Annotated in this window: 17 protein-coding genes; 7 read left to right on the top strand and 10 right to left on the bottom strand. The window is 35.2% G+C overall.

Annotated features, from left to right (window positions below):
- The first annotated feature begins 96 nt into the window (after positions 1–96).
- Positions 97–363 carry a hypothetical protein gene (locus tag QW128_06445; protein MEM3833216.1) on the top strand — a complete coding sequence of 89 codons (267 nt, stop codon included), beginning with the start codon at positions 97–99 and terminating at the stop codon, positions 361–363.
- Between the two features lie 16 nt (positions 364–379).
- On the opposite strand, the gene QW128_06440 is transcribed toward QW128_06445, so the two are convergent.
- Positions 380–736 carry a hypothetical protein gene (locus QW128_06440; protein ID MEM3833215.1) on the bottom strand — a complete coding sequence of 119 codons (357 nt, stop codon included), beginning with the start codon at positions 734–736 and terminating at the stop codon, positions 380–382.
- A 420-nt stretch (positions 737–1,156) separates the two neighbouring features.
- Here QW128_06440 and QW128_06435 point away from each other — a divergent pair, with 420 nt between their 5' ends.
- Entirely contained in the window at positions 1,157–1,726 is a 570-nt protein-coding gene (locus QW128_06435; protein MEM3833214.1) for a hypothetical protein, read from the top strand.
- Positions 1,727–1,779: 53 nt separating this feature from the next.
- Here the strand turns inward: QW128_06435 and QW128_06430 are convergent, their stop codons facing one another.
- Entirely contained in the window at positions 1,780–2,259 is a 480-nt protein-coding gene (locus QW128_06430; protein MEM3833213.1) for a GNAT family N-acetyltransferase, read from the bottom strand.
- 35 nt (positions 2,260–2,294) lie between these two features.
- The gene (locus QW128_06425) at positions 2,295–3,635 is read right to left on the bottom strand and encodes an NADP-dependent malic enzyme (GenBank protein ID MEM3833212.1); all 1,341 of its coding nucleotides are present in this window, start codon (positions 3,633–3,635) and stop codon (positions 2,295–2,297) included.
- A gap of 342 nt (positions 3,636–3,977) precedes the next feature.
- Between QW128_06425 and metG the strand changes: the two genes are divergently transcribed.
- Complete coding sequence (metG, locus tag QW128_06420; protein MEM3833211.1) at positions 3,978–4,301, top strand: methionine--tRNA ligase subunit beta; 324 nt, start codon at positions 3,978–3,980, stop codon at positions 4,299–4,301.
- Between the two features lie 6 nt (positions 4,302–4,307).
- Here the strand turns inward: metG and QW128_06415 are convergent, their stop codons facing one another.
- A complete protein-coding gene (locus QW128_06415) occupies positions 4,308–5,354 on the bottom strand; it encodes a phosphate uptake regulator PhoU (protein ID MEM3833210.1) in 1,047 nt (348 codons plus the stop codon).
- Between the two features lie 962 nt (positions 5,355–6,316).
- Between QW128_06415 and QW128_06410 the strand changes: the two genes are divergently transcribed.
- Both QW128_06410 and QW128_06405 read left to right on the top strand, forming a co-directional pair.
- Entirely contained in the window at positions 6,317–6,826 is a 510-nt protein-coding gene (locus QW128_06410; GenBank protein ID MEM3833209.1) for a hypothetical protein, read from the top strand.
- Between the two features lie 11 nt (positions 6,827–6,837).
- Positions 6,838–7,860 (top strand): SPFH domain-containing protein, encoded by a 1,023-nt coding sequence (locus QW128_06405; protein MEM3833208.1) that lies wholly within the window; start codon positions 6,838–6,840, stop codon positions 7,858–7,860.
- Here the strand turns inward: QW128_06405 and QW128_06400 are convergent.
- From QW128_06400 to QW128_06390, 3 genes are all read right to left on the bottom strand, one after another.
- Complete coding sequence (locus tag QW128_06400) at positions 7,855–8,970, bottom strand: radical SAM protein (protein ID MEM3833207.1); 1,116 nt, start codon at positions 8,968–8,970, stop codon at positions 7,855–7,857. The genes QW128_06405 and QW128_06400 overlap by 6 nt on opposite strands.
- A 177-nt stretch (positions 8,971–9,147) precedes the next feature.
- Positions 9,148–10,329: a transposase gene (locus QW128_06395; protein ID MEM3833206.1), complete on the bottom strand. Its 1,182-nt coding sequence runs from the start codon at positions 10,327–10,329 to the stop codon at positions 9,148–9,150.
- A 79-nt stretch (positions 10,330–10,408) separates the two neighbouring features.
- On the bottom strand, positions 10,409–10,807 hold the full coding sequence (locus QW128_06390) for a hypothetical protein (protein ID MEM3833205.1): 399 nt from the start codon (positions 10,805–10,807) through the stop codon (positions 10,409–10,411).
- A gap of 176 nt (positions 10,808–10,983) precedes the next feature.
- On the opposite strand from QW128_06390, the gene QW128_06385 reads away from it, so the two are divergent.
- The gene (locus QW128_06385; protein ID MEM3833204.1) at positions 10,984–11,787 is read left to right on the top strand and encodes an inositol monophosphatase; all 804 of its coding nucleotides are present in this window, start codon (positions 10,984–10,986) and stop codon (positions 11,785–11,787) included.
- Here the strand turns inward: QW128_06385 and QW128_06380 are convergent.
- Positions 11,782–12,132 (bottom strand): DUF5752 family protein, encoded by a 351-nt coding sequence (locus QW128_06380; GenBank protein MEM3833203.1) that lies wholly within the window; start codon positions 12,130–12,132, stop codon positions 11,782–11,784. The genes QW128_06385 and QW128_06380 overlap by 6 nt on opposite strands.
- A 232-nt stretch (positions 12,133–12,364) precedes the next feature.
- On the opposite strand from QW128_06380, the gene QW128_06375 reads away from it, so the two are divergent.
- The gene (locus QW128_06375; GenBank protein ID MEM3833202.1) at positions 12,365–12,739 is read left to right on the top strand and encodes an iron-sulfur cluster assembly protein; all 375 of its coding nucleotides are present in this window, start codon (positions 12,365–12,367) and stop codon (positions 12,737–12,739) included.
- A gap of 40 nt (positions 12,740–12,779) precedes the next feature.
- Here QW128_06375 and QW128_06370 read toward each other — a convergent pair whose 3' ends face one another.
- On the bottom strand, positions 12,780–13,211 hold the full coding sequence (locus tag QW128_06370) for an NUDIX domain-containing protein (protein ID MEM3833201.1): 432 nt from the start codon (positions 13,209–13,211) through the stop codon (positions 12,780–12,782).
- A 13-nt stretch (positions 13,212–13,224) separates the two neighbouring features.
- Positions 13,225–14,022, bottom strand: coding sequence for a tRNA (adenine-N1)-methyltransferase (locus QW128_06365; protein MEM3833200.1), 798 nt, complete (start codon positions 14,020–14,022; stop codon positions 13,225–13,227).
- Between the last annotated feature and the right edge of the window lie 125 nt (positions 14,023–14,147).

The raw sequence follows: 14,147 nt of genomic DNA, 5'->3' as shown, positions 1-14,147 counted from the left end.
TCAAAAACCATACGTGTTAGGGAGCTACAGCGAGCATTAAAATTTTCAAGCCCCAGCATAGCAGCATATCACCTAAGCAAACTCGAAGAATTGAGATTGGTCAGAAAAACTGAACACGGAGAATACGAATTAGTCCAAGAAGTAAAAATTGGAACACTTAGGTTTTTCACTAGGATAGGTAGATTTTTAGTCCCACGTTTCCTTTTCTATTCAATATGGTTTTCAACAATGATCATAATGTATTTAATGCTATATCCACAAACAGGAGACGCGCATAACATTATGGCCATAATATTTGGAATAAGTAGTGTTATAATATTTTGGTTTGAGACTATCAAATTACTTCGTAATAAACCACTATAATACTTAAAAACATGTTCTAAAACATAGAAATATAAGAATTCAGAAATATTATACAAGTGATGATGACTAGACTCATCATATCCATAGTAATAGGAGTGTTCCTAGGCATCATAGTATCATTAGCACCTTTATTGTTTAGCAGCATGCAAAATATATCTCCCACATTTGAATCATCAAAAAACACTTTTACACCAATAGCATCTACAACTGCTGCACCAGAAACTGCAGCTATTTTAACGGCAACATCCACCTTCGGTAACACTCTTAGAATATTACTAATGGTTGTAATTTCTTTGATCTTATCTTTTGTTGTTTCATTGTACGCTAAAAAATCCTTAGAAACATCCGAATAGAAGACGTAGTTCTGAGTCATAAATTTATACACAACTCAAAATAAATATAGTTAAGCTATGACAAAAGCAAAAGCATTAAATTAAAGGAAGCGATATTATATCGTTAAACATAATTATGTTAGTTTATGATATTATCGGATCTAATTAATATATTCTATTTAACTGCTAACCAATTTTTATTTTAGTTCGATATTACTAATTCCATCATTAATAGCATACGGTGCATCTACTTATGGAATAAAAAGACCTAACCATAGAATACTCCAAAATCAAACAGAGAACTCTAGGATGCGATTTTCTCATATGTTAAATTTTCTAGGAAAGCTCACCTTTACTTAAGAACACTGAAATAGAACCTGAAGTGTAATACTTACTATATCTTTTTCAGGTAGTACTAAATTTTTAAGTTTCTGTGTATTGAGGTAATTGGTGGCAATTTAATGAAGAATCTCAAAAATATAACACCCATATATGGTCAAGGTTTCTTCATTGTAAATAATGATGGTTTGTTTATACAAATTATAGTATTTGATTATTATGATCCAGAGCATTATTATCTTAGTATTTTAGAGAACGAGGACAAGTATGAAGATGAGATGCAAATGTTGGTTAATAACATGCAAGATTTTTTAAACGAGGAAGAGGTTTTAATCAACGGTATTCAAGCCCAACCAGTGGTTGTTGCTATAAACCTTGAACACAGGGGTGATCCTGAAAAACCAGTAATAACTTTTATAATAAATTTTAAGGGGACGTTAAAATATGGTATAAACACTTTCGAGAATCATTATGAGCCTGAAACATTAGAGTATGATTACTCTGTTTACTGGATGTTTCCCCCTAACATGAAAATCGTTAAAGTTGAACCAGAATATAACACTGATATTCTAAGTAATAACATACTGATAATAAGTGGGCATAAAGGCGAAAGAGTTGATGGTTTTGAAAGAATCGTGTTTAAGGTAAATAAACCGAAAACAAAAAAGAAACTGACATTTAATAATTTTTAATTAAGATTCCCATCAAACTTCTCATAAATAGTGTATAAAAAATATAAGGATAATTAAACTTGCTTTGCATACACATTAATTATTGGCCTAAAACCTTGCTTTGTATAGAATTCTACGGCAATTTTATTTTGTGATGGAAACTCTGCAGCAATTATTTGAGCTCCGCGTTGTCTCAACTTTTCTATTGCCAATTGTAATAATTCTGTTCCAAGACCTTGTTTTCTGTATTCCGGCATTATATAAAATTCTATTATATAGCCTTCTACGCTGGGATCATTAAATAAGCGTTCCTTTATATCAGCTTTTAGTAAACCTATGATTTTATTGCCATATTCAGCAACCAATACCAAACTATTCTTATCTTTTATAGCATTGGTAACGTAAGCTTTTGTTCGTTCACGTACATCATCGCGAACCTTAAGTAATGCGTCAAATTCTTCATTCAACCTTTTAAGTCTGACAACTAGATCAACAATTGCTTCAATATCGTCTTCTCGTCCCTCTCTAAACGTTACCTTCTTTTCTACTCGCATAATTCCCACCACATTTATCTATTCAACACTACTATTTATTTTACCTCAGGCGGCATTTGTATTAATCCATTCTTAACCAATGTTAAAAGTACTAGACGACTCTCCTCTATTATTTCTCTAGCCCTATCATGGAATTCCTGCCATGACATTTTACGTCTGGCTAATCCCTGTTCCACAGCCTTCTGAGCAACAGTTGCTGCTACCCTGGGATATACTTCCCATTCCTCCATGGTTGGTATTATGTAATCTTCTGAAATGTTCTTCTCTTCAGCAAATTTAGCCAGCTCGGTTGAGGCTGCGACCATCATTTCATCAGTGATAGTTATAGCACGTGCATCAAGAGAACCTCTGAAAACAGCTGGAAAAACTAAACTATTGTTAACTTGATTTGGAAAATCCGATCTGCCAGTAGCAACAATTTTAGCACCCATTTCTTTAGCTTCCCAAGGCCAAATCTCTGGAACAGGGTTCGCTAAAACAAACACCACTGGATCCTTATTCATTTCCTTTATGTATTCCTTCGGAAATGTTCCAGGACCAGGTTTAGAAGCAGCTACTAATACATCAGCACTCTTAAGAGCCTCTCTAAGTCCTCCTTTAACTCTATCTTTATTAGTTTTTATGGCAAACTCATATTTCCATGGATTGTGTAACATAAGTTCATCAATATCCTCGCGCTCTGGATGCAAAATACCTTTAGTGTCAATAAGTATTAAATTGCCAGGATCAAAACCTGCAGTTATGAGGACTCTTGCTGTAGCTATATTAGATGCTCCAGCACCAAAAAATACAACCCTCGTATCCTTAATCTTACGCCCAGTAAGTTTTAATGCATTAAGAAGACCAGCAAGAGTAGCTCCAGCCGTGCCTTGTTGATCATCATGCCATACAGGAACCTTAAGAGTTTTCCTTAAATTATCAAGTAAAAAGAAACATTTCGGTGACTCTATGTCCTCTAAATTAAACCCACCAAAAGCTGGCTCCAAAATTTTAACAGTATTGAAGAACTCTTGTTGATCTCTAGTGCCAAGAGTGATAGGCACAGCATTCACACCACCAAGATATTTAAATATGAGCGCTTTACCCTCCATAACAGGCATAGCAGCTTCAGGTCCCACATTCCCTAACCCCAATACCCTAGTTCCATCAGTCACGATAGCAATAGTATTCCAACGACTGGTCAATTCGAAAGATAGATTAGGATCCTTAGCTATTGCCCGTGAAACAGCAGCAACACCAGGCGTATACCAAATCGAGAAATCATCAAGACTACGTACAGGAACATGGGGAACAACTGTTATTTTTCCACCATAAAACTTAGAATATTCAACAGCTAGCTTGTACAGTTCTTCAGTTCTCTCCTTTTGTTGTGACATGGACATCAAATATAGTAATAATCTAAGAAGAAAATAAACTTATCTATTTAGATAAATAGAATTATCTAAATAGTTAAGTAAAATATTTAAAATATTTATATATTATATTATTTATATGAGAAAAATAACATGAAATAATCATGCATTTTCATTAAAATAATACAAAAAATACGATAAACAATGAGAACATAAAAGATTAATATAATCTCTTTTTTACTCTTCAGATTATGAATTCGTTCAAACTGGCTTCTCTTCTTTAAAAGGTAAAAGCCTGCAATCCTTTTATCACGAGTAAATACTTATATATGTATTATATTATTTGTGAACAGGAGGTATGATAGAATGATAACAATAGATGATTTCAGTAAAATTGATTTGCGTGTAGGATTAATCAAAGCAGCTGAGCCAATAGTAGGAACACGAAAATTGTTGAAATTATCAGTTGATTTTGGTTCTGAAATAAGACAAATAATATCAGGTATCGCAGATCAATATTCACCACAAGAGCTCATAGGCCGTAAATTCGTCTTCGTTTATAATCTACAACCTAAAACTATACATGGTCTTATAAGCCAAGGCATGATACTTGCTGCGGAGGATGAAAAAGGAAAAGTTTATTTAGTAACTGTAGAAAGAGACCCGCCACCAGGAACAAAGGTTCATTAAAAAAATTTAAGTTGTTTGTTGTGATTCTACTTTTTCAATTTTAAGAATTTCTGATGGGCGCTCTAAAGACCTGTTAATAACAATTTCAGAAATCAAATTATAACGATCTAAAATTTCATAAATTTTAGCAAACAGCATTGATTCTACAGTGCTTGAAATATTGGATATTTCGAAACCGTCAGGAAGTTTTAAACTAGATATGCGTTCAATAATTGAATTTGCTATCTTGAAATCTAGCTCAAACAGAGCTCTCTGTGTATCCTCAGAAATTTTTTGAATCTTCTGAATAAAATCTGCCATATCTTTAATTCTCTCACTGATTTTTTCTTTCTCCTTTATTTTTAAAACTATTAGTGAAGCATCTTCTATACTGTCACCGATTTCTTCTAACGCTTTTACTATAGCCCTATTACCAAGTATCTGAAGTGGTTCTTCAATACCTATTGTTTTAGCAGCTTCTCTATTGCTTTGCGCAAGGAAAAGTTGTCGGAGAGAAAGCCAATAAAGCCTATCGATCTCCCTCTCAATATATTCAATCTCCTCTAGTAGACTTAAATCTCCGCTACTAAATGCATGAAAAACGAAATTTAGCATTGAATTCACTAAGTTAAACATGCGTTTCATTAGACTCTGCAACGGAAATCTAGTTGGATCCACAAAACACTGGATAACTACCATATCTGGCTTTTGATCAAAAATACTCAACTCACTATGCCTATTCACTGAATTCCTAATCTCCTGCAAATGCTGTAGTTCTAACTTCGGCTTATTAGTCTTCACAACAATCTTATCGTAACCTAAAAGATAGCACGCAGTGATTACTCTCTCAAGCATACGAGGTTCTGTGCACATGTCAGCATTAATTATGTAAGTAATCTCTTCTACTTCACTTTTAGCTAATTTCTTGGGCATTAATTTTATGGATCCATCAGATTCAGGTGTTAAGAACACTAGATCACCCTGTTTTAATTTAACGTTATTCACCCATTTTTTAGGCAGTGTGACTACCAGAGATGTTTGCCCCAATTTTTGGACTTTACGTGCCTCTACCATATCCACCAAATATATATTGCAAAGAACTGCTAAATAAATGTTTCCTATATTAGCTTATATCTATTAGTAAATAATTATGTTTGTATTATCTTTTTACTGCTAGATATTTTCAAAACAAAAAATGATTAGATAATTATGTAACATAAGTAATATAAATATGAATATGTACATTAAGTGCACAGGTAACATCATTTCGTTACTATTAATAACCGAATCTTTATAAACTTTATGTAATATCTTTATCTTATGAAGATAAATGCTTAGAAAACCTATTTAGTCCTGAGATGAAGCGAGCAAAATCTAAACATGCAAAACCTTAGAAAAATGAGGGATTTTCCAAGGACGATCTATAATAAAGACTTGAATGCATTGCGTACGCAGGGTGAAATGAAGGAGTTGTAAGCTTTCCAAAACCAGTAAATGAGCTGAATGTGTGAAATCTCAGGCGGACGCTGAAAATATCTGACTTTACCCACTCTTTCGGCGAGAAGGCTTCCGACTTCGGTCGTGGAGATGAATCGCCGTTAAGTTTATATTCATCCAATTCCACCATCTCCTTGAGCGGGTCGCTCGCATGTGGTTCGGACGTCCGAAAGCTGGAATAAGGCTCCCATCCAAGACGGGTGGGGATGATTCCAGCAAGCGGGCCATGGACTACATGTCCATGGCAGGGGCTGCCTTGGCACAGCCCGAACTCGGCATGATGAAGGCTTAAGCCTGAGGAACCGAGAATCTCCCGGCTTTAGCCGTGGAGAGTGTCAATTGGGGATTACAGATCCTTCTCTGTCCTGAATGATAATATTTTCAGTTGTAATTTATGTGTTTAAAGTATAAAACTCAAAATATAGTGCAGTAAGAACATAATCAGGTATAATTAAAAAGATATAAAACGTTGTGTGAAAGATCTTTTCTATTTAGAAACCTTTATTATTAATAAAATTTATTTTTAAGCGGTGGTATTTGTGAGTAAATCGCTTGGAACATTGGAAAAGCTCGAGCTTCTCATTCCTGGTTTTAGAGGTTATAAAGTTAAAGAATTGATCAGAGAAGATGACAGATTAGTAAGACAATATTTGATTTCTAAAATGTTGGAATCTTTAAGAATTATAGAAGAAACTCAAGCACAAGTTCTTACTACAGCCGGACTTAAAGCTGCTGATGAGTTGGAAATGAGTGCAAGAAAATTAAGGATGATGGTAGATAAAATTAAGTATGCTCCTACGGGATATGCAGGCCTCTTTGATAGAGCTAAAGTATGGGAGGAAGCACTTAATAAACTTCTTGACGTTGATAGTAAACTTGCGCCAACTGTAAATAGTATTGTTGATAAAGTTCAGGTTCTTAAGAATGTTTCCTCGAACCCTGATCCTCAAGTGATCAATAATACAGTTACAAGTATAAATAATCTTTGCGACGAGATAGCTAAATTAATTCAACAGAGGGAAATGCTTATAATAGGGCAGGATCAATAGGTGATTGAAGAATGCCAAAAGTAATAGTTTGGGACAACCCTCAACTGAATGAGATTGTTTATAAATATCCTAGTGAAGAAGTCGATACTGGATCTGAATTAATCGTTAGAGAAAACGAGGCTGCAGTGTTTTACAGAGATGGTAAAGTTTATGCGGTATTTACTGCTGGTCGTCATGTATTAACCACACTCAATTTTCCTATGCTCGAAGGATTGGTTAAATTAGTTCATGGTGGTCGTACACCGTTCGTGGTCACGATTATTTTTGTCTCATTAAAAAGATTTCAAGGTAAGTTTGGAGGAAGAGGTCAAACACGAGAATTAGCTCCAATAGCATTCAATGGGTCATTCTGGTTTGAAATAAGAGATGCGAGCGTGTTTGTAAATAAAGTTGTTGGTGCTCAAAGCCTTTACACCACGGACGAACTCAACAATTATCTAAGAGGATACTTTAATGAACGAGCTATGAAAAACATATCAAACTACAGCATTTATGACTTATACCAAAACCTAGATAGTGTGACAAAAGATATGACTTATAAATTGAGAGAAGATTTCATGGAAATTGGTATAGATATACCGGCAATAAAATTTGAAGGCATAGATGTTACAGATCCAGTGTGGAGAGATCGATTATTCTGGCTCAGAAGCGGTGTGGCAGGTCAGACAGTTATACAGATGGAAACCATAGATAAAGCGGCAGAAAGTTTAGGTAAGAGTCCTGGAGCAGCTGTAGGCTCAGGAATAGTGCTCATCCCTCCACTCTTTCAAACTCCACAACAAGCACAACAACCCACACCAGCAGCTCCGGCTGCACCAACACCTCCTCCCCCGCCATCACCAGCTCCAGCTGCTACAGTTCAGCAACAGACAACAGAGAAATATCAGCCTAAATGTCCATCATGTGGATCTTCAGTTCCTCAAAACGCAAAATTCTGTCCCAATTGTGGGGCACAATTAAAATGGTGCAAGAATGGACATGTAGCACCATTTACAGCAAAATTCTGTCCTGAATGTGGAATACAATTCTCATGAAATTGGCTCATATAGCAAATTAAATTCTCTAGCCATAAAATAAGCCCTATTTATTTCTTGCTTATTTAATCTTCTTGATATTTCTGGATACCTCTCTGGATTATTAGCCACAATAAATTCTGGTCTATATTGATCCATCACATTCACTAATGCATTAGGACAATTCTCAGAAATCCATTTGAGAACGGGCCTGGTGCAACACTCAATATGATTAGGAAGTACTAAGTGACGTATAATTACTGGGTCATTATTTTCGCATACCATTTTTATATTTCGTGTAGCTATCTCAAAATATTTTGGAACTGCAGACAATCTTGCAGCACACAAATCATTTCCATACTTAAGGTCAGGTAAATGAATATCTATTATATCCAACAAAAGTTTCATTCCTTCAAGACTTGTATAAGCATTATTATTCCAAAGAAGTGGCACATTTATTTCTAAATATTCAAACGATTCAATAATTGTGTGCAAATGCTGATCAGGATTGCCACCTACGTAATTAATATTTCGTGCACCTTTTAACCTAAGCTCTGCTGCTATACTAGCAAGCATTTCAGGCGTAACCTTAGACCCAGCGTGAGAATATTGACTAATATCCCAATTCTGACAGAAAACACACCTGAAACTGCATCCAGAAAAGAAGATAGTACCACTAGGGACTAACGGCGCTTCTTCTCCCATATGAAGAAAATACGACGCAACATAAGAATCATAACCTAACTTACAAAAGCCTTTAGATTCCTTCATCCTGTTAACCTTACATCTTCGCTCACAAAGTCTACAAGGAGTAAGAAGCCTTTTTGCTAACTCAATCTTTACATCTAAATAACTATATTTAGGTTCAGACAACTCGTTTAACTTCAACGTCTCATTATTAATTTCATTAAAAATTTTTTTAAAATCCTTGCTTAACTTATCATGTAAATTCCAAAGTTCATCCTCACCAAATTCTTTAGGATTTGCATCAAGAGGAATACGTTTAGCAATAAGAAATTTTGCAGGTTTTTTATCAATCATAACTTCATAATACCACTTAAGTCTACGTTTAATCTCATTATTTTTCCAAACATCAATAGCATCAGGTCTTACCAAACTCCAATGGAACATCTCTATAAAACATTATAAGCAAACAAATACAAATTCTTTTCTCCTAAACTAAAAGAAGCGCCTTCTTAATAAGTTAATAAGGAACATCATAAAACTAGATAATAGACCCACCAAAACAGCAACAGAAAAATAGACTCTAATAACATCAACTATATTGTATAGTGAGCTTCTCCACGGCTAAAGCCGGGAGATTCCAGCGTTTGCCCGGAGCTTTACGCTTCCAGTCGCATCTGCTGGTTTGCGGGGCTCACAGCTCCGCCATCCCAAGTCGCTCTTTACGGCTTGGGCTATGCTTATGGCTCCATTCAAATCTCTATTGTAGATTAGCCCGCATCTTGGGCATCTAAATTCTCTTCCATTTATCTTTTGGGTAACATACCCACATCTATGACAAGTCCTTGAGGTGTCCTTAGCTTTTACGTAACGAACTCCTATTCCTTCAATGCTAGCCTTATATTCTATGTAAGTTTGCAGTCTACGATAGGGCATTGAGTGCACTCTCCTATTCATTCTCTTTGAGAAATCCATATTTCCTCTCAGACCCTTCAAGCCTTCCATTGCTATTACAGGTTTAGGAAACTGTTTAGCATATTCAACCACTTGGTTTGCTATGATGTGTAACTGTTGATTCACTTTACGTCTCTCTTTCCCACCAATCGTCTTAATCTTCTTTAGTAATTTCTTCTCTCCAAGCCTTCTTCTAAGGTGATTGTATAGTCCTCTTAATCGCTTTATCTCTGAGCCTCTCCAAAATTGTCCTTTATGTGGCTTGTCTGTTAAAGCTACAGCTGTTGCGAGGTTAACTTCTCCAATATCTATGCCAATTACTGTTTGAGGTTTGTCTTCAAGAGTAACAGTCTTCTTTAGAACAAAATGGGCAAACCATTCTCCATCTCGCTTAACCATCTCAACGGTAGTGAAGGACCATTCTCCGCTTAGTGCCGATTCAATCCTATCTCTTTGATGCCTTCCGAAGACTATTGGAAGGCTTACTCTATTGCGATTTAAGGTCAGAGTTAGCCAGTATGGAGTTAAGACATTGGTTGTCTTTGAAAATCGATAGCATCGCCTATCAAACCTTATGGAGATTCTTTTCAACTTTAAAACACTGTTTTTCTTTCTGTTCTCCTTGAAACTTTTAAGAATCTCTACAGCTTTGTCTCTTGCCGTTTGTATCAGTGCTGAGCTAAGTTCGAAGCTCTCTCTGGCGTAGCTATAACCGTTTCTATGCAAGTATGTCTTAGAGGTATTATTCAAGGATAGATACCATTTCACAAGCCCAAAGTATTCGCTAAGACATCTGTTTAAGGCTAAAACCTTCCGCTCGTTAGGTCTAAAAACCCTCCCTACAACCGTCAACCGAACATCCTTCCGCACGGAACATCCAAGATCGATTACTTTGAGGGACTTATTAAATTTTGCACCATTCATCCCACGGTTAAAACGCGTGAGTTTTCCGGCTAACTTTATATAAAGGACCAGAAATCTTAAGCATCTCTTCATCAATAATAAACGAAAATATAGCCACCAACACAGGAACAAATATACTTATATAATACACATCATCTTTCAACCCTTTAATACGTGTTGGCCCCTCACTTAGTTCATAACCAAACCAGAGCCAAAACACATAAACTAAGATCTGGAAAGCGAAATTAATCCATAAACCACGTTCAATTGACAAAAACGGACTCAAATACGGATACGATCCTATATACATCGGAAAACTTGGTGTAAAAAGAAATGAAAAAATAAATAATACAAAATGGCTTATAAGCTCAACAACAAGAGCATAACCGAAAGCAATTATTATACCACTGACTATGTCACGTATCATGTTCTTTAAATATTCATTCAAATATATAAATCATAACTAAAACTTCACACTTTAAGACTTAATGAAAAAGACTTTTATTCCTAAGAGTCCTGTGTCAAACAGTTACCGCAAATATTTTAAACATGATTATCAATTAATTTATATTAAGGTGTTTTGTAGACATTATTAGAGTTATAATGAACGAGGAAAGCTTGCACAAGTTAATAGAGCGTGCACTTTTAAACGCAAGACAAATGATTCTTAAGACAATAAATAATACAAAAACTATTGGAGTTAATAGATTTGGTGATATAACGTTCAACATTGATGTAAATGCAGAAAACGCCATAATAAATGAATTTAAAATGACTGGTGAAGGCTTCACAATAATAACTGAAGAATCAGGCATAGTAAACATAAACAATGGTGGAAAAATAGTAGTAGTCGACCCACTAGATGGAAGCCGTAACGCCATAAAAGGTATACCAACCTATAGTATTTCAATAGCTATTGCTGACGGTAGGAAAATCTCTAACATAATCGCATCAGGCATCATTGATGTAACTCATGGTGATATAATACATGCAGATCAAGATGGAGTTTTCTTCAACAAGGAAATCAGAAAACCCTCTAATGTAATAGACCTCAAATCAGCATACATAAGTATAGTAATTAAATTATCAGAACTAGAAAATCCAGAAAAATACAGTGAAAAGATTATCCGATTACTTAAAAATATAGGTTACCCAAGATTTATGGGAAGCGCAGCTCTAGAATCAGCATATGTTTCAATTGGGCTTCTCGACGCATTCGTTGACATAATACCGCGATTACGAGTCGTTGACCTAGCCGCATCATTACACATGGCCAGAGTATCAGGCGCCTATGCAAAATTAATCAACATAAAAGAAGAACTTGATCTAACATACGAAGGAAGAATAAGTTGCATAATAGCATCAAACGAAAAACTAGCTTCCGAGATAATCAAACTAGCACTATGAAGAAACCTTCGTTATCCTCCTCTGCAAATCTTTCAGTCTTCTACTAATAACTCTAACAAGCTGTTTTTTAGCATCATCACCAGCAAAACCCCCTTCCCTAATTTTTAAAATATTCTTACTTAATGTCTCATCACCAAATACATCCTTAATCCACCTTTCAAAATCTCCCCTTTTTAAATGAAAATCTATCACATCAGCAGGCAACGTAGACAAAACAGTCGCAAGCTCTTCAAGGCTATTAGCTTTAATTCCCGTATACACATTAACATCCTTATAAAAATAAAATGCTTTCTCATCATCAACTCTCCTTAATATGTTTTCATAACTTATAACCTTCTTTATCATTTCTTCTCATCATATAATTGCTCACTACCTAAATATATCCTTTACTAGAATACATCACTACAAAAATCCTAAAATAATCAAAATTCTAGAACTATTTAGTGAAAATGACTCTCTCTACAGTTGAAATAAAATAATAGTACATAAAATAATACACTAAATTTTATCATAGCTAGGTTTAATTATAAGTTAAACAAATATACTACGTTTATAACATATGTAATTGGTGAGCTAGTTGGATAGTGAGGAACTTAAGGAAAAAATTTTAGATGCTTTAAAGAGTGTTTATGATCCTGAGATCCCGATAAATGTTGTAGATCTTGGTCTTGTATATGATATACATATCGATGACAATAAAAATGTAAAAATCAAACTCGGTGTTACTGCTCCAGGATGTCCTGTTACAGGATTCTTAGTTGAAACTGCAACAGCAACAGTCAAAAGTAATGTTCCGGAAGTAAATGAAGTTGAGGTTGAGATTGCCTTCGATCCGCCATGGACACCATACAAGATGACTAAGGAAGGGAGAAATCTTTTCAAAACTCTCTATGGTTATGATATAGTTGAGCAATATGAACAAATGTATGGTATTCGAGACGCAAATGAGTGAACAATCCAGCCTTTTAGAGAAAACTGACATCTCTTTAAGGTTAGGGAGAAGTTAAGTATTCTTTAATGTATTTTTCTAGTAGTTTTCTTGTGTATGGTTCTAAGTTTAACTTTAATGCATCTTTTGGATCTATCCACAGATAATCTTGAAGTTCCTTGTTATCAAGTTTTACATCTGCAGTTTTTGCTTTGCATAGGTAATCGAGGAATATGTAATGAACATTCTTCTTATAATAACCTTCAGGGTTTATAGCCTGCTGGACCATAAGTAACCCTATGACCTCTACATCTAGACCTGTCTCCTCTAGCACCTCCCTCTTTATCGCATCTTCAGCTTTCTCTCCAAATTCTATATGTCCACCAGGGACTGAAAAGTAATTGTTCCACTTGTGTGATTTCACTAGTAGTATTTTTCCATCAGATCTCACTACAAGACTTCCTACGGTTGCCTCTGGATAATTTTTGTCACACATATACTATCACACTTTATGCATGAGGAGTTCGAGCGTAAACAATGTAACCTGTATGCCCGATAATAATATTTCTGGGCCTTAACTTATCTGGTTCTGATTGATATTCTCTCTCAATAAGTTCTGTGACATGTATATCAAAGAATCCCTCTGCCTTGAGATAAGGTAAAAGCTTCATAATTTGGTTAGTTGTAGGTAAAAATGAAATCAAAGGAGCTGAACCTTTTAATGACTTTTTTGCATTACTGACAACTAACCACGGATCTGGCATATCCAAGATTACTGCATCCAGATCTTTTTCATCAATACCTTTTGTGATATCCTTCAATTTAAAAGTAACCCAATCTCTTAAGCCAGCTTTTTCAACATTCTTCTCTGCCTCCCTAAGAAATTCTTCCCTTATTTCATAACTGTATACATGACCATCTGGTCTGACAACATTTGCCAACATACACGTCAATGCTCCACTACCAGTGCCAGCCTCCACAACACGACCTCCAGGACCTATATTTCCTACTACAAGTATATAGGCTGCATCTTTAGGATAAATAATCTGCGTTCTTCGAGCGAATTTTTCAATATAATCCTTAATCATCGGTCTCGCAACATAAAATTTATAACCCATACTACTAACAACAGCTGATCCATACGATACCCCTATCAGATCCGAATGTTTAATTATACCTTTATGAGTATGAAGCTCACCACTCTCACGCACCTTAATAAGATACTTCCTTCGAACATCTAGTATAAGTAAAACTGTATCATTCACAGAAATTTTGTCACCCACACTACTATTTACAAGAGGATTCATAGTTTTACTATGGGAGGAATTGCAACAAGGTTTATATATTTTCTGGTTCACTTAAGCCTCTAGCTCATGATCTTTAATAGATGCGCACAACTCTCATCATTAAAAACTTTGTTACATCTGAAAGC

Source organism: Thermoprotei archaeon (assembly GCA_038881895.1).
GTDB lineage: Archaea > Thermoproteota > Thermoprotei > Gearchaeales > WAQG01 > JAVZOV01.
This window is presented reverse-complemented; position numbering and strand designations above follow the sequence as displayed.